The sequence below is a fragment of the Rhodanobacter glycinis genome (assembly GCF_006438785.1).
In the GTDB taxonomy this organism is placed as follows: domain Bacteria; phylum Pseudomonadota; class Gammaproteobacteria; order Xanthomonadales; family Rhodanobacteraceae; genus Rhodanobacter; species Rhodanobacter glycinis_A.
In genome coordinates, this window is sequence record NZ_RCZB01000002.1 from 344,579 (window position 1) to 361,025 (window position 16,447).

Annotated in this window: 12 protein-coding genes; 7 read left to right on the forward strand and 5 right to left on the reverse strand. The window is 63.3% G+C overall.

Annotation, left to right across the window (positions count from 1 at the left end; translation table 11 throughout):
- Positions 1-98 precede the first annotated feature (98 nt).
- From EAH75_RS09640 to EAH75_RS09655, 4 genes are all read right to left on the reverse strand, one after another.
- Positions 99-845, reverse strand: a complete 747-nt coding sequence (locus EAH75_RS09640) for an electron transfer flavoprotein subunit beta/FixA family protein (protein ID WP_140805299.1) — start codon at positions 843-845, stop codon at positions 99-101.
- Positions 846-953: 108 nt separating this feature from the next.
- Entirely contained in the window at positions 954-3,797 is a 2,844-nt protein-coding gene (locus EAH75_RS09645) for a rhamnan synthesis F family protein (RefSeq protein ID WP_140805301.1), read from the reverse strand.
- A gap of 50 nt (positions 3,798-3,847) precedes the next feature.
- A complete protein-coding gene (locus tag EAH75_RS09650; protein ID WP_140805303.1) occupies positions 3,848-5,827 on the reverse strand; it encodes a glycosyltransferase in 1,980 nt (659 codons plus the stop codon).
- 121 nt (positions 5,828-5,948) lie between these two features.
- Positions 5,949-7,550 (reverse strand): electron transfer flavoprotein-ubiquinone oxidoreductase, encoded by a 1,602-nt coding sequence (locus EAH75_RS09655; RefSeq protein ID WP_140805305.1) that lies wholly within the window; start codon positions 7,548-7,550, stop codon positions 5,949-5,951.
- Positions 7,551-7,718: 168 nt separating this feature from the next.
- Here EAH75_RS09655 and EAH75_RS09660 point away from each other — a divergent pair, with 168 nt between their 5' ends.
- The 5 genes from EAH75_RS09660 to gcvH all read left to right on the forward strand — a co-directional run bounded on the left by EAH75_RS09660 (position 7,719) and on the right by gcvH (position 13,674).
- The gene (locus tag EAH75_RS09660) at positions 7,719-9,116 is read left to right on the forward strand and encodes an amidase (RefSeq protein ID WP_140805307.1); all 1,398 of its coding nucleotides are present in this window, start codon (positions 7,719-7,721) and stop codon (positions 9,114-9,116) included.
- Positions 9,117-9,204: 88 nt separating this feature from the next.
- On the forward strand, positions 9,205-10,122 hold the full coding sequence (gene cysD / locus EAH75_RS09665; RefSeq protein WP_140648418.1) for a sulfate adenylyltransferase subunit CysD: 918 nt from the start codon (positions 9,205-9,207) through the stop codon (positions 10,120-10,122).
- The gene (gene cysN / locus EAH75_RS09670) at positions 10,122-12,011 is read left to right on the forward strand and encodes a sulfate adenylyltransferase subunit CysN (RefSeq protein ID WP_140648419.1); all 1,890 of its coding nucleotides are present in this window, start codon (positions 10,122-10,124) and stop codon (positions 12,009-12,011) included. Before cysD ends, cysN begins: the two co-directional genes overlap by 1 nt.
- Positions 12,012-12,092: 81 nt before the next feature.
- Positions 12,093-13,193, forward strand: a complete 1,101-nt coding sequence (gene gcvT, locus EAH75_RS09675; RefSeq protein WP_140648420.1) for a glycine cleavage system aminomethyltransferase GcvT — start codon at positions 12,093-12,095, stop codon at positions 13,191-13,193.
- Positions 13,194-13,278: 85 nt separating this feature from the next.
- The gene (gcvH, locus tag EAH75_RS09680; protein ID WP_140648421.1) at positions 13,279-13,674 is read left to right on the forward strand and encodes a glycine cleavage system protein GcvH; all 396 of its coding nucleotides are present in this window, start codon (positions 13,279-13,281) and stop codon (positions 13,672-13,674) included.
- A 200-nt stretch (positions 13,675-13,874) separates the two neighbouring features.
- Here the strand turns inward: gcvH and EAH75_RS09685 are convergent, their stop codons facing one another.
- Positions 13,875-14,339, reverse strand: a complete 465-nt coding sequence (locus EAH75_RS09685) for a hypothetical protein (protein ID WP_140805309.1) — start codon at positions 14,337-14,339, stop codon at positions 13,875-13,877.
- A 69-nt stretch (positions 14,340-14,408) separates the two neighbouring features.
- Between EAH75_RS09685 and metJ the strand changes: the two genes are divergently transcribed.
- Both metJ and EAH75_RS09695 read left to right on the forward strand, forming a co-directional pair.
- Positions 14,409-14,939, forward strand: coding sequence for a met regulon transcriptional regulator MetJ (gene metJ, locus EAH75_RS20050; protein WP_140648423.1), 531 nt, complete (start codon positions 14,409-14,411; stop codon positions 14,937-14,939).
- Between the two features lie 421 nt (positions 14,940-15,360).
- Complete coding sequence (locus tag EAH75_RS09695) at positions 15,361-16,407, forward strand: energy transducer TonB (protein WP_140648424.1); 1,047 nt, start codon at positions 15,361-15,363, stop codon at positions 16,405-16,407.
- The last annotated feature ends 40 nt before the right edge of the window (positions 16,408-16,447 follow it).

Here is a 16,447-nt window from a genome sequence, read left to right on the forward strand (position 1 = left end):
GGAGGGACTTCAGTCCCGACAGGTATCTCGTTTGACTCGAGTGTGTTATCGCGGCTGAAGCCGCTCCCACGAGAAACAGGGAGTATGAAATAGAGTGGTTACAGCAGGCCTTTCTGCTTCAGCGCCGCGACCAGTTCGGCCGCGTCTTTCACCATCACGCCCTTGCTGCGCTTGGCCGGTGCCGCGTAATGCGTGGTTTTCAGATGATCGTGCGCTTCGACGCCGAGCGAGCCGAACTCGATTGTGTCGATCGGCTTGGACTTGGCCTTCATGATGTCGGGCAGCTTGATGAAGCGCGGCTCGTTCAGGCGCAGGTCGGTGGTGATCACGGCAGGCAGTTCTGCTTCGATCACTTCCAGGCCAGCATCGACTTCGCGGGTCACCGTGGCCTTGCCGTCGGCGATCTCGACCTTGCTGGCGAAGGTGGCTTGCGGGCGATCCCACAGCGCGGCCAGCATCTGGCCGGTCTGGTTGGCGTCGTCGTCGATGGCCTGCTTGCCCAGGATCACCAGGCCCGGCTGCTCCTTCTCGACCAGCTTGAGGAACACGCGAGCGGCGGTCAGCGGCTGCACTGCGTCGGTGGTGACTACATGGATGGCGCGGTTGGCGCCCATGGCCAAGCCATTACGCAGGTGCGCGGTGAGATCGGCCGGGCCGATGCCGACCACGATCACTTCCTCGGCCACACCTTTCTCGCGCAGGCGCAGCGCCTCCTCCAGTGCGATGTCGTCGAATGGGTTGGCGGACAGCTTGACGCCATCGGTGACCACGCCGGTGCCGTCGGACTTCACCTGAATGCGCACGTTGTAATCCACGACGCGTTTGTAGCCGACCAGAATTTTCATCGATGGATCCTTGCAGTCTGTACGATGGGCAATATAGGCCGTCATTGTAACGTGGGCCCTCCCTCCTCGCTGCATGGCTCCTTTTAGCCGCGTGGATACGCCTTTCGGCTATCGGGGTTGGCCGCTGGCGGTAGGTATCTCGCCTCGGCCGGTGTAGTCGTCTTCAAGACCAAGCGCATTGGCCCAACTACCTAATTGCCACAGGCCAGTCCCCACGCAACGCAGCGGTTCTTGCACATGGGCGCTGTCGAACGCGAGGTCGACCGTATCCGGTCCCGTCACGGCGCAGACATCGTCGATGAACTGTTGCGCACCAGCCTGGATGTGCTCGATCACGCTCCACTGGTAAGCGTTCACCGCATTGGGGAAATGCACTGGGTGGAGACCGTGGGGGCCACGTTCGAAGTGGGAGAACTGGCCGGCCGGAGAGGTAAGGATAGCCTCGAGCATGAGGTGATATTCCATCACCGGCGACCCGAAGGTATCTTCGCTGCGTTCATCAAAGAAGCGGGCACGGCCCCAGCCATGTTTGTGATGCACCTGATCCATGCCCCGCTTCGCAGCGAAATAAGCGCCGCCGAGTTCACGGTTTGTCAGCTTCACGAGCTGGCTCTGGATGGTTCCGGCGTAACCGATGTCGGCAAGGATGACGCTTCCTTCGCCAGCCTGGCTATTCCAGTATTCCATGTAGAGATCGCGTTCTTCCGTGGCGATATCGAGGATGGCGGCGGCAATTGGCCGCAGCCAATCGATGATCCTTGCACCCATTTGCGGCAGATATATCTCGGTGCCGATGAGAGCCCTGCCGAGCTCCCGCGCCGCAAGGGCGGCAATCCGTGCGCCAAGCCGCGCGCCGAGCAAGTTCTCCAGAGAGCCTGTATAGGGGGCGGCAAAGACATCTGCCAGATCCTCGATCGAGCGCAGCGTCGGGGTATTCACGGCGCGCCGGGAAACCAGCAGGTAGGACGCCTGGATGGAGCAGAGCTGAGGGCTCGTCACCTGCAGTCGCTGGAACGCGCGTTGCAACAGGTAACCCTCGCGGCTGAGGAAGAGAATCCTCGGTGTGCCGCTGTCCAGCGCAATTCGAGCGAGCCAGGTGATGTAGTCGAGGACAAGCGGGCCCATGACGGTGTAGCCGAATGTTTCCGGCTCCTCGATGACCAGATGCTGGCCAAACGCAGCGGGCTGGCGGTCGGCCAGATCGTTGAGACGATTGGCGATCAGCCCCAGCCACAATTGATCCTGCCAATGGTCAGAATGCCTGGGTTGCGGGCGCAGGCTGCGCAACGCAGGAACCACATCCAGAAGTGAACTGGAGCGCAGTGCATGCACGGGGTGTATGAAGCCCATGGCAAGGGGCAGTTGAACGTCGGAATGCTCGTTGTCTCCAACGTGCAACCACTCCCGTGCGGGTACGTCCTCCATCTGCGGGAGGTGTCGCCATGTCTCGGCAGTATCCTTGCGCCATCCGGTTTCGCATGAGACATGGATATCCTGAAGGATCTTCGAAACCGAAGGAGGAAGCACCCGGCGCAGATCCTCGACATTCAAATACATGTCGGAAACCGCAACGACGCGCTTGCCGGAGAGGCCCACCATGTGGGCGGCATCGACCAGGGTTGCCCTTTCCTTCAGCAGGCGCTTTTCAGTGTCCAGCTCTAGCTCACGGATCTCGGCAACGGGCATTCCACGCAGTTCGGCCATATGAGCCATCGTGTCGTAAATGATGCTGCAGTCGACGTCGCGGCCGTGTTTCGTGCGCGCCATCGTTTCCGCACGAGATCTGATGGTGTGGAAATCCTTCAGTCCGAACCTCTTCTCCACGAGGTGACCGAGGTATCCGCGCGCACCTGACGGGTGCAGGAATGGGCGCGTCACCATGGTTTCGAACAGGTCGAACGAGATGATCCTGGCATCAACCGCGGCGAAACTGAGCTTGTCCGCCAGCGGGGAGGTGAAGTAGCTCCTCCAGTTCCGCTCGCCCTCACTTCTCAGCATCGTCGTTCCGTTCGACGGCATGATGCCGAGCACCATGCCATGGCGCCGAACAATCAAACCAAGCAGCCGCTCCACTACGTGTTGCATGGTGCCGTCGGTCTGTCCACTTTCTACCGGAAAAGCGTCCAGCGACAGTTTCAGTTCGAACAGCGGGCGCAATGCTTCGGTGCGAGCCCAGAACATGGATCCGGCCGGGTAGTCCAGGTATGCCGTGGGATCGATGTCTACGCCTAGCCGTGAACCCACTTCGCGCGCGGGTTCGACATTGGATAGCCACGTGTGTGCCCACAACGGCATCGAGCCGAAACTTTCCGGATAGACCATGCCTAGACGCGGCATGGCCTGGAACATGCCTAGGATCCAGCTCACTCGGTCGTCGCTGCCGAGCAGGGTGTCGATCAGGTAACGCCGCCACTTCCCCTGTTCGCTGCCGGAGTAGAGCGACTTCTTCGTATGAATATGGCAGACGAGATCGAGCGCGAGGATTTCTTCGCGGAAGGTCAGCAGGAACGGTGCAATGTCACGACCACGGTTGGGTACGACGTGGACATGCAAGGTCCGGACGTTCGGAATCTTTCCGAAACGCGACAGCGCCGCGATCCTGGTCTGTTCATCGATGACCGAAACCATCAGGACGAACGGCACGGGTACATGTGCGACGTCATTCACGAGCTCGTCGAGCAAATCCGCATAGAAGACATGAATCATGATGCCGATGCTGAGTTCGAGCTGGCTCAGCTGGCTGGCCGCCGGAAACGATATGACATCGGGAGGAGCGGCCGCGTGGGGCTCAGCTTGTTGCGACGCACGGATTCGCTGCGTGAAGCCTCTCCAGCCGAGTGCTCGAATGACCCGCAAGCTTCGGCCAGCCAATGAGCATGCCCCAGCCCAGCCACCGCCATGTCGGGCAACGGCGGTGCGTATCAGGCCGACCATGGCAACGATCTTTCTCATGACTGTCATCGGCGAAAAATCGTTTGGCTATCCAGGAAAGTCATTGGCACTCAACCGAGAGTACGCTGCAGGGCCGCCGCCGCCGCATCCATCGAGAAATGCTCGCGCACGTTAGTCATGCCGTTGGCCGAGAGGGCTTCCCAGAGCGTGATGTCGTCATGCAGGCGCACCACGGCGACAACGAAAGCGGCGGCATCGTCTGCCACCAGCACATCGACGCCGTCATTCAGTTGCATGCCTTCCACTGCTATTGACGTGGCGACTACAGGTACACCGTAGCTCATCGCCATGTTGATCTTGCCCTTCACGCCGGCGCCGAAACGCAGCGGTGCCAGCGAGGCAAGGCAGCTGTCGAGCCATGGGGCCAGATCGGGCACGCGGCCATGAAACTCCAGGCCTGCCGAAGCGAGTTCGCAGCGCATCGGATCGGACACGTCGCCCAGCACATGCACGCGGATGCCGGGCAGCGCTTCGCGCAGCCGCGGCAGGATCTCGGTGCCCATCCAGCGAATCGCATCGGTGTTCGGCGGGTGGCCGCAACCACCGATGAAAACCAAATCCCTGCGCTCCCGATGAGGATGTCGACACCCGTGCACGTCGTGGATGTTGGACAGCAGTTCCACGCGTGCCTTCGGCAGCATCTGCGCCAGCAACGCCTGTTCATGCGAACTCACCACGAAGGTGACGTCGGATTGTTCGATCAGTGCCAGCTCGCCGCGCCGGGAAGTCTCGGCCTGGCGGGCCAGCGTGGCGCTGCCGCTCAGTTCGGCGGCGCGCTGTTCGCGCAGAAAGTGCAGGTCGACGGTATCGAACAGCAGCTTCGCCTGAGGTGCGTGTTGGCGCACCAGGCTGGCGTACTGGCCAGCCACGGTGTGCCGGCACAGAATTACCGCGTGCAGTTCGCGGCCATGCTGTTTAAGCCAGTGTGGCAATGCCGGCGTCTGCGGTCGCGCGAGCACTTCGCAGCCCAGTGCGCCGAGTGCCGCGATCTCTTCGCTGCTGGCGCGGCCGTCGTCAGGCAGGAAACACGTGCTCCAGCCTTGCTCGTCAAGCAGACGCAGGATTGCGCACAGTCGCAGCGAACCCGAATCACGCGCTGGCTCCGGTGTCATCGCATCCACCACCAGCACCCGGCCGCGCGAATGCCATCGCATGGCGCGCTCCAACGATGTGCCCGCGGGCGGCTGCCGGGTGAGTTCGACGCTCCATTTGTCGACGAACGTGGCCTGATTGATCAGCTGGTAGCGCTTCATGCCGCTGCCAAGATCGGTGCCCGCGCTGATCCCTTCGCAGTGGATGACGGTGCTGGCCGGTTCGTAATAGACGCGCAAGCCGAGCTGGCGCACCGCAAAGGCCAGGTCGGTGTCTTCGTAGTACGCAGGTGCGTAGCGCGCATCGAACCCGCCAACTTGCCGGAAAACTTCGCGGCGGATCATGAGGGCGGCGCCGGAGACATAGTCGGTCGCGCGCCGATAACGGAACGCGGCCGCATCACGCGACTCGAAGCGCCCGGTGGTCCAGCAGCTGCCGTCGGCAAACACCAAGCCCCCGGCTTCCTGCAGGCGGCCGTCCGGGTAGACCAGACGACTGCCGGCAATGCCGCAATCGGCGCGCTCGGCAAAGCAGCGCAGCAAGGCATCCAGCCAGCCGGTGGTCACCTGGGTGTCGTTGTTGAGGAACAGCAGAAACTCGCCGTGCGCCGCTGCCGCACCCGCGTTGCAACTGTCGATGAAGCCGAGGTTGCTCTGGTTGCGCAACAGGCGGATGCCATCAACTTGTGCCAGCACGCTGGCGCTGTCGTCTGCTGAGGCGTCGTCGACCACGATCACCTCGAACGAGGTCTGCGCCCCATGCCGCACCAGCGAGCGCAGGCAGGCGAGGGTATAGGCGAGCTTGCCGTGGATCGGGATGACGATCGAGACCTGCGGGTCGGCAGTGACCGGCACGGCGAACGGCGCAAATGGCTCGTCCAGCGATAGTAACGACAGGTCTTCGTCGAGCTCAGGCCGGGTCTGGAATTGCTGCCGCATTCGCGCCAGCGTGCCGTGCCAGCCGCGCAGCGCAAAGCTGCCACGGACACGTTGCAGGAGATAACCGAGGCGTTTCAGTCGCCATGACAGTTGGCCGATCAGTGGATTGCCCTCGATCGGCCTAGAGACTCTGGTAGTTCGGCCCGGAACCACCCTCCGGCGTGACCCACGTGATGATCTCGTACGGATCCTTGATGTCGCAGGTCTTGCAGTGCACGCAGTTGGCGGCGTTGATCTGCAGGCGCTTGCCGGCCGCGTCGTCGACGATCTCGTAGACGTTGGCGGGGCAGAAGCGGGTGCAGGGGTTGTCGTATTCGGTGGTGCACTGGTCGATGCAGATATTCGTGTCGGCCACGTGCAGGTGGATCGGCTGATCCTCGTCGTGCTCGGTGGCGGCGAAGTAGACGCCGGCGAGGCGATCGCGCGGGGCCAGCGTGCGCTGCACGTAGTCGCGCTTCGGTTCCTCCTGCGCGCCGAGCTTGTGCAGCGAGGACCAGTCGGCCTTGTTCTTCAGCGTCCACGGCGACAGGCCGAAAGTGGCGGTTTCCCATGCCGCGTTCAACAGGCCGTACCACAGCCCTTTCTTGAACCCGGGCTTGATGTTGCGCACCTTCTTCAGTTCGGCCATCGCCTCGGAGCCGCGCAGCTTCGCGTCGAAGCCGGCAGCGTCCAGGCCGCTCGCGGCGAGATGTTCGGCGGCCAGCATGCCGCTGCGGATCGCCTGGTGCGTGCCCTTGATCTTGGGCACGTTGAGCAGGCCGGCGGTATCGCCGATCAGCAACGCGCCGGGCATGTCGCATGTCGGCAGCGACTGGTAGCCGCCGGTGACGATGGCGCGCGCACCGGCGGAGAGGATCGTGCCTTCCTCCAGCAACGGTTTCACCATCGGATGGTTCTTCCACTGCTGGAACGCTTCCCACGGTTTGTACTCGGGGTCGCTGTAGTCGAGTCCGCTGATGTAGCCGAGCGCGATGCGGTCCTTGTCCAGGTGATACAGGAAGCTGCCGCCGTAGGTGTGGTTGTCGGCGGGCCAGCCGATGCTGTGCACGATCTTGCCCGGCGTGACGCGACCGGCCGGCACCTGCCACAACTCCTTGATGCCGATCGAGTAGCCTTGCGGGTCGCTGTGCTGATCCAGTTTGAAGCGCTTGATCAGCTGCTTGGTCAGGCTGCCGCGCGCGCCTTCGGCCAGCACGGTGACCTTGGCCTTGATGTCGATGCCTTCGGTATAACCCGGCTTGTGCGTGCCGTCGCGGGCCACACCCATGTCGCCGATGCGCACGCCGGCGACCGAGCCGTCATCGTTGTAGATGTTGTCGGCGGCGGCAAAGCCGGGGAACACGTCCACGCCCAGCGCTTCGGCCTGCGGCGCCAGCCACGCGCACATCGCGCCCAGCGAGACAATGAAGTTGCCATGGTTCTGCATGCCCGGCGGCACCGGCAGCTTGCGGCCGCCGGTCTTGCTGAGCAACCAGAACTCGTCGTCGCCGGCCGGCACGCAGATCGGTGGCGGGTTGTCGCGCCAGCCGGGAAGCAGGGCATCCAGCGGCTGCGGTTCGATCACCGCGCCGGACAGGATCTGCGCGCCGATGGCCGAGGCTTTCTCGATCACGCACACATTCACTTCGGGCTTCAACTGCTTGAGGCGGATCGCGAACGACAGGCCGGCCGGACCGGCGCCGACCACGACAACGTCGTATTCCATGGTTTCGCGTTCGCTCATGGCGGACTCCATCATGTGTAAGTTGCTGCACGCGGTGCCGTGCGTGGAGGTATGGATCAGGCCGTCATTGTCCGGTTTCGCGTGCTGCGCGGCAACGCGTGCTGCGCTACCGCTTGCAATCGTTTCACCAGACGCGGCGATAATCGGAACAAATCTGAAGGAGTGTTCATGAATTCGATGCCGCCGATCGCCGATCTTGACCTGCGCCGTGCCTCGCTGTGCCAGTTGCTGCACTGGCTGGCGGTGGGCCGCGTGCAGCCGCAGGCGCTGGCCGACGCCTATCAGACGGCGATCGAACGACTCAATCCCGAACTCAATGCCTATGTCGATGTGCGTTACGGCCTGCTGCAGGAGCAGGCGAACATGGCCGATCGTCGTCGCCGCGACGGCGTGATCGGTCGGCTGGACGGCATCCCGCTGGCATTGAAGGACAACTTCGACATGGCCGGCTGGCCGACCCGGGTGGGTTTGCCCGGACGTGAGACGCCGGTGGAGGGCGATGCGCATGTGGTGGCTCGCCTGCGCGCATCGGGTGCGGTGCTGGTCGGCAAGACCAACATGGACGAAGGCGCGCTGGGCGCGGTTACCGACAATCCGCACTTCGGTGCCACCCACAACCCGCATCGTCACGGTTACAGCGCCGGCGGATCCTCCGGTGGCGCCGCGGCGGCAGTGGCGGCGGGCCTGGCGGTGGCGGCCGTCGGCTCGGACAGCCTCGGCTCGATCCGCATCCCGGCCAGCTACTGCGGTGTGTACGCGCTCAAGCCGACGCACGGCGAGATTTCCGCCCGTGGCCTGGTGCCGGCAGCGCGTCGGCTCGATGCGGTGGGCCTGCTGGCGCGTAGCGCGGATGACCTCACCGTGTTGCTGCAGGTGCTGGCTGGCTACGATGCCGACGATGCGCGTTCGCGTCGACGGCGGGTGGCGTTTGCGTTGCCGGACTGGGAGCCGGGCAACCTGCGCGCAGGCCTGTTGCCGGATCTGGCGGCGGTCGGTGTGCAGCCGGACGTGATCGAGGTGTTCGAGGCGGCGATGGCGAAATTGCCGCATGCGCTGGGCGATCGCCGCACCGTCGATTTTGCCGACTGGGACTTCAGCCGCACCCGCCGCGCCGGCCTGCTGTTGATGGAAGCGGAGATGCTGGGCACCTTCGCGGCGGATCTGGCCAATGCGGAACATCCCGTGTCCGACCGCTTCCGCAACATGCTGGGCTTTGCCGCCGGCAAGAGCGCGGCAGACTATGCGGTGGCCGATCGGGTGCTCGACGCGGCCACGCTGAAGATGCGCCGGCTGTTCGCCCAGGTCGACGTGCTGGTGTTACCGACCACGCCGCAGGGTGCGTTTCCGCTGGATGGCCCGGTGCCCGATTCGCAGGCCGACCTCACCAGCTTTGCCAGCCTGGCCGGATGCCCGGCGGTCAGCCTGCCGATGGGTACGTTGCCCAATGGCATGCCGGTCGGCTTGCAACTGGTCGGGGCGCGCGGCTCGGATCTGCGCCTGCTGGAGCTGGCAGCGGTGTGTGCGGCGACGCTGGATGTCGAGCCGACCTATCCGGTGGTGGCCTGACGATCGCGTAAGATGTCGGGTCAAGTACCGTGCCAGCTGACATCGGCGGTACACCGTCGCGACAAAAACTTCCTGAATCTCTTCTGGCATGACGACAGCATCCTCGGAATCGCACTCCCACCTCGATGATCTCGAGGCCGAAAGCATCCACATCTTTCGCGAGGTTTTGGCGGGCTTCCAGCGTCCGGTGATGCTGTATTCCATCGGCAAGGATTCCTCGGTGCTGCTGCACCTGCTGCGCAAGGCCTTTTTTCCGGCGCGGCCGCCGATCCCGTTGCTGCATGTCGATACCACATGGAAGTTCCGCGAGATGATTGCGTTCCGTGATCAGGTGGCGGCGGCCGGGGACGTGGAAGTGCTGGTGCACATCAACGAAGACGGCGTGCGTGAGGGCATTTCGCCATTCACGCACGGCGCCACCGTGCACACCGACGTCATGAAAACCGTGGCGCTCAAGCAGGCGCTGGACAAGTACGGTTTCGATGCGGCCATCGGCGGGGCGCGCCGCGACGAGGAGAAGTCGCGCGCGAAGGAGCGCATCTTCTCGTTCCGCAACGCCCAGCACCGCTGGGATCCGCGCAACCAGCGCCCGGAGTTCTGGCACACCTACAACACCCACATTCGCAAGGGTGAGAGCGTGCGGGTGTTTCCGCTGTCCAACTGGACCGAGATGGATGTGTGGCTGTACATCCAGCGCGAAGGCATTCCGGTGGTGCCGCTGTATTTCGCCAGGCCCCGTCCGGTGGTCGAACGCGACGGTGCGCTGATCATGGTCGACGACGACCGTTTCGTGCTGCGCGAAGGCGAGGCGGTGCAGATGCGCGAGGTGCGCTTTCGCACCCTCGGCTGCTACCCGCTGACCGGCGCCGTGGAATCCACGGCCGATACGTTGGCAAAAATCATCGACGAAATGGCCAGCTCGCGCAGTTCCGAACGGCAGGGCCGGGTGATCGATCAGGATCCCACCGCGTCGATGGAGCGCAAGAAACAGGAAGGCTATTTCTGATGGCGGCGTCGAACCAGACAGTTGATGTTTCACCCGCAAAGGGCTTGCTGCGCTTCATCACCTGCGGCAGCGTGGATGACGGCAAGAGCAGCCTGCTCGGACGCCTGCTGTATGACGCCGGCATGCTGCCGGACGATCAACTGGCGGCACTGGCTCGCGACAGTCGCCGGCAGCATGCCGACGCGGGCGACGTGCTCGATTTCTCGCTGCTCACCGACGGCCTGGATGCGGAGCGCCAGCAGGGCATCACCATCGACGTGGCGTACCGCTATTTTCATACCGCACGGCGCAGCTTCATCGTGGCCGATTGCCCGGGCCACGAGCAGTACACGCGCAACATGGCCACCGGCGCCTCCAACGCCGAGTTGGCGGTGGTGTTGGTCGACGCGCGCAAGGGTGTGCTGTCGCAGACGCGTCGCCACACTTATATATGCAGCCTGCTGGGTATCCGCCAGGTCGTGCTGGCCGTCAACAAGATGGATCTGGTCGACTACGACCAGTCCGCCTATGACACGATCGCCGGGGAATATCGCGAACTGGCGCAGAGCCTCGGCATCGTGGACGTGCATTGCCTGCCGGTGGCGGCACTGACCGGCGACAACGTGGGCGCGCGTTCGGCGCGGATGCCCTGGTACGAGGGCGACAGCCTGCTCGCATTGCTGGAGTCGGTCGATGTCGTGCCATTTCGCGCCACCGATTTCCGCATGCCCGTGCAGTGGGTGAATCGCCCGGATCATTCGTTCCGCGGCTATGCCGGCACGATCTGCGGCGGTCGCGTGAGCTGCGGCGATGACGTGGTGGTGCAGCCCGGCGGGCAACGCGCACGCATCGAGCGCATCGTCACCGCCGACGGCGACCTGCCGGGCGCGGTGGACGGCCAGGCGGTGACATTGTGCCTGGATCGCGAGATCGACGTGAGCCGCGGTGACGTGATCGCGGACGCGTTGCGTCCGACGCCGGTGGCTGACCAGTTCACTTGCCACCTGTTGTGGATGGGTGATGCGGCGTTGCTGCCCAATCGCACCTACTGGCTGAAGATCGGCACGCGCACCGTCAATGCGCGGGTGATGTCGATCAAGTACAAGGTCGACGTCAACAGCCAGGCCCGGCTTGCCGCACGCCACCTCGCGCTCAACGAAGTGGGTTACTGCACGCTGGGGCTGGACGACGCCATCGCATTCGAGGCCTACGCCAGCAACCGCACGCTGGGCGGTTTCATCCTGATCGACCGCCAGAGCAACGCCACCGTGGCGTGCGGCATGCTGGATTTCGCGTTGGGCCGATCGACCAATGTGCACTGGCAACATGTCGACATCGACAAGGCCGTGCGCGCCGCCAGCAAGGGACAGCATCCACTGTGCCTGTGGTTCACCGGCCTGTCCGGCGCCGGCAAGTCCACCGTGGCGAACCTGGTCGAGCGTCGGCTGCATGCGCTCGGCTATCACACCTATCTGCTCGATGGCGACAACGTGCGCCATGGCATCAACAAGGATCTCGGCTTCACGCCGGAAGATCGTGTCGAGAACATCCGCCGCATCGCCGAGGTGGCGCATCTGATGGTGGATGCGGGGCTGATCGTGCTGGTCAGCGCGATTTCGCCGTATCGCAGCGAGCGGCGTTCGGCGCGTGAGCTGTTCGCGCAGGCGGAGTTCCTGGAAGTATTCGTCGACGCGCCGCTGGAGGAATGCGAAAGACGCGATCCCAAGGGGCTCTACCGCAGGGCGCGTGCAGGCACGATCCGCAACTTCACCGGCATCGATGCGCCTTACGAAAGGCCCGAAGCACCGGACATCCATTTGCTGGCCAGCGGGCAACGGGCCGAACAACTGGCCGAGCAGGTCACCGGGCGAGTGCTTGCCGGCCTCGGTGACGCCGGCGCCGAGGCCTGATGGGGCATCGCTCCCGCGCGGCTTGGATTGCCCCGGCCCGGCGGCGATAATGCAGGACTTTCCCCGCAAGGCACTGCCGCGATGACCGACAAGACCGTACTCAACGCCACCCATCGCTCACTCGGCGCGCGCATGGTCGATTTCGGCGGCTGGGACATGCCGATCAACTACGGTTCGCAGATCGAGGAGCATCATGCGGTGCGTCGCGACGCCGGCATGTTCGACGTCTCCCACATGACGGTGATCGACCTGCACGGTGCGCGCAGCCGTGAATTCCTGCGTCACCTGCTGGCCAACAGCATCGACAAGCTGAAAGTGCACGGCAAGGCGCTGTACTCGTGCATGCTGAACGAGCAGGGCGGCGTGATCGACGACCTGATCGTGTATTACCTCGGCGAGGAATTCTTCCGGCTGGTCGTCAATGCCGGTACCCGCGCGAAGGACCTGGCCTGGATCGAAAGCCAGGCGAAGGCGTTCGACGTGCAGGTGAAGGAGCGTCCCGAGTTCGCGATGATCGCGGTGCAGGGTCCGAATGCCCGCACCAAGGTGCTTGGTCTGCTGCATGAGGTGGATCGTCCGCGCATCGAGAAGCTCGGCAAGTTTGCCGCCGCTGCCGCGCAGGGTCCGCACGGCATGCCGCTGTTCGTGGCGCGCACCGGCTACACCGGCGAGGACGGCTTCGAGATCATCGTGCCGGGAGAGCACGCGGTTGTGCTGTGGGAAGCACTGGTCGCTGCAGGTGTGACGCCGGCAGGGCTTGGCGCACGCGACACATTGCGGCTGGAGGCGGGCATGAACCTCTACGGTCAGGACATGGACGAAAGCGTGCTGCCCTGGGAAGCGAACCTGGGCTGGACCATCGCGCTGGATGAAGGTCGCGCCTTCATCGGCCGCATTGCGCTGGAACAGCAGAAGGCTGCCGGCGTACCGCGCGTGATGGTCGGCCTGGTGCTGGACGACAAGGGCGTGCTGCGTCACGGCCAGAAAGTGCTGACCGCGAACGGCGAGGGCGAGATCCTGTCGGGAAGTTTTGCGCCGACGCTGAACAAGGCAGTGGCATTCGCGCGTATCCCGGCCGGCGAGCCTGGCGAGGTGCGCGTCGACATCCGCGGCCGCGAAGTGCCGGTACGCCTGGTGAAGTACCCATTCGTGCGCGACGGCAAGCCGTGCGAGGGGATCTGATTCCCCGCCCATTTTTCCCCCGCGGCGGATGTGGCTAGAATCACCGCCTGTACCCTGACTTACACCTAACGACTGGACCCCGATCATGAGCGAGATTCCTGGCGATCTGAAATTCCTCAAGTCCCACGAGTGGGCCCGCGTCGAAGACGATGGCCTGGTCCGTGTCGGCATCTCCGACCATGCGCAGGGCCAGCTCGGCGACCTGGTTTACGTGGAGCTGCCGGAAGTCGGTTCTGCCGTGAAGGCAGGCACCGGCGCGGCCGTGGTGGAGTCGGTGAAGGCCGCCTCGGACATCTATGCGCCGGTTTCCGGCGAAGTCGTCGAAGTCAACGAGCTGCTCAACGACAAGCCCGAGATCATCAACGAAGACGCCTTCGGCGACGGCTGGATCTTCCTGGTGCGTCCGAGCGATCGTGCCGAGCTCGACGAGTTGCTCGACGCGAATGACTACGAAGCACTGGTCGAGAACGAAGACCACTGAGTCTCCCGTCATCGAGCACGAAATTGCCGGCCGCCTAGTGCGGCCGGCAACGTTTTCGGGGTAGCCGTTCGCAACATGTGGATCGCGCATATCGGCATGAGGTGCAGCGGGTTCGATGGAAGATCCGCATCGTGTGTCTTCTGGGTGGGCCACGTCGACTCGCGTCGCCCGCGCGGAACTATCAGCGCGATGTCTGTCGATCAGGTCGTGTTGAAATGGTGGCCGCATTCGTACGCATCGTCGATGCAGTCGGTCAGGAAAACTTGCTCGTGCGCGCAGACCTCGACGATGAGTGGAAGGGACTTCGCGATTCGACTCGCGGACCGTCGAACTGTCCGAGAGGAACGATGGCCGGAATTTTCCGGGTACTCCGGCCCGTCGATGAAAATCATTTCAGTCGTGTTCCGTTCATCTGGCGGGAGCGTCGCGGCCACCCCGATCATGGCCCTCAACGAAACGCTAGTCGCATGACTTGCCATGCTGTCGGTATCGAGGTCGTTGTCCCGAAAACGTTGTGCAGCAACGGTTTCAAGACATTGGCATATTTTCAAGCTAATATTGTTTGGACGTATGGACGTCCAATTCATAATGCCGCATTTACCCGGCAGGCCTTGTCGCACAGGGGTTGCGGTCCGATCGGGGCGAGCGAAGTGGTTTGATTTCATGATTAAAATCAATTGACAGCCGAAATCTTCAGGGATAGCTTTCGCAACAGATCACGGGGAATGCGCTTTATGGCAACAGCAAAATTCATCAAGCCTTATGTCGAGCACGGTGAAAAGGCCAATGCAGTACGCAAGATCACTGTCTCGATTCCGCTGCACGTTTTGCGGCGGCTTTCTGATTTGCGCACCCACCGTCAAGTGAACAATCTTCGGCACGCTACCAACAGCGACTTGTTGGTCGAAGCGTTCCTGCACGCTTTTACTGGGCAACCACTGCCAACTGATGAGGAGCTGAGACGAACCATGGCCACTGCCAAGAAATCCGCCGCAAAGAAACCGGCCGCCAAGAAATCGGCCGCCAAGAAATCCACCGTGAAGAAGGTTGCCGCCAAGAAGCCGGCCGCCAAGAAAGCTGCCGTGAGGAAGGTTGCCGCCAAGAAGCCGGCCGCCAAGAAAGCTGCTGCCAAGAAACCGGCAGCTGCCAAGAAGACCGCTGTAAAGAAAGTCGCGAAGAAGGCTGCGCCAAAGAAGGCTGCCGCCAAGAAAGCTGCACCGGCCAAGGTGGTCAAGGCCACCAAGACCGCCAAAGCCAAGAAGTAAGCCACACGCAATAAGCGACACCATCAAATAAGACAAGTTATCGATATTTCTCTCCCCGCGGTGCCCAGCGCGGGGAGAGCACTTCGAGAAGCCTTCGTCCCGGCCTGGCCGGGACGCTTCGTTTGTGGGGCCGGAAAGTCTGGCCGGCGTCGCCACGCTGCCTTGCGCTGCAGAGTGCAGGCCATGATTCGCGCAGCCCCGGACGATTCCGGACTCCTGTTCGTTAATACGATCCTGCCCGTGGACTGTCGCCCCTGGAACATATTTCCTTGGCGTGTTGTGAAATCACGCACCATTTGCCGTGCCTCCATATTGGAGTTACCTTTCGCACATCCGCGCCGCGGTGAATCCGGGGGATTCACCGCTCCTGGATCGACAGGGGGAAAAAGCGCGGGTATCTGTCGACACTCAGTGAGAGACCATGGATACCCGATACATACCAGTTACACGCCGGCATGCGCGTGGGGCCGTCAAGCCCGTAGTCATCGCCGTCATCGCCGTCATCGCCCTGCTGGCCGTGGCTGCTTGGTTCCTCATCATCAAGCCACACCAGGATCTGGTCATGGCTGACGCGGGCGGCCATCCGTCCACGCCGGTATCCACAGCCACGCGGTCGGCGCCACCGCCGGCCGATGTGGCGGGGATGGACGTCAATCAGCTGCTGGCCGAAGCACGCACGGCCATGAACGAGCAGCGCTACCTTGCGCCAACGGGCAACAACGCATTCCTGTTCTATCTGCGGGTGCTGGAGAAGGACCCCGGCAACAAGGTGGCGTCCGACGCGTTGCGTGAAACCTTCCCGTTCGCCGCCACCTCGGCGGAGCAGGCGATCAACTCGCGTGACTTCAATGAAGCGCAGCGCCAGATCGATCTACTCGCCAAGGCCGATCCGACCAACTTCACGTTGACCATCCTGCGCTCCAAACTGGATGCGCAACGCAAGACGCTAGACAAGCAGCAGCAGCTTGCGGCCGATCAGGAGAAAGCACAGCAGCTGGCGGCGCAAAAGGCTGCGGCCGACAAGGTGGCGGCGGACAAGCTTGCCGCCGAACAGCAAAAAGCCCAGCTGGCAGCCGAGCAGGCAAAGACGCAGCAGGCCCGTACAGCGCAGTCGACCGGGCAGCAGGCTGCGAAAGCTCCGTCCGGAGCAGGTGACAGCACCGCGACTGCCGGCGCAGACAGCGGCAATGCCGCTGGTCAGGCCGCCGGCGCCGTGCTGCTGAAGGCGGTAGGTGCGCGTTACCCCACAGCGGCGATGCGCGCGCGGCAGGAGGGTTGGGTGGTGGTGTCGTTCACGGTCGACGCCGATGGAGGGACCAGCGACGTCAAGGTGGTTGACGCGCAGCCTCGTCGTATCTTCGATCGCGCTGCGATGGATGCGGTGGAGCGCTACCGGTTCACGCCGGCGATGAAGGATGGCGTGGCCGTTTCCAGCACCAAGCAGCAGCGGATCGAGTTCAAGCTCTGAGTGCTGAGCCGCCGACGTGACAGCTCAAACCGGACGGCGC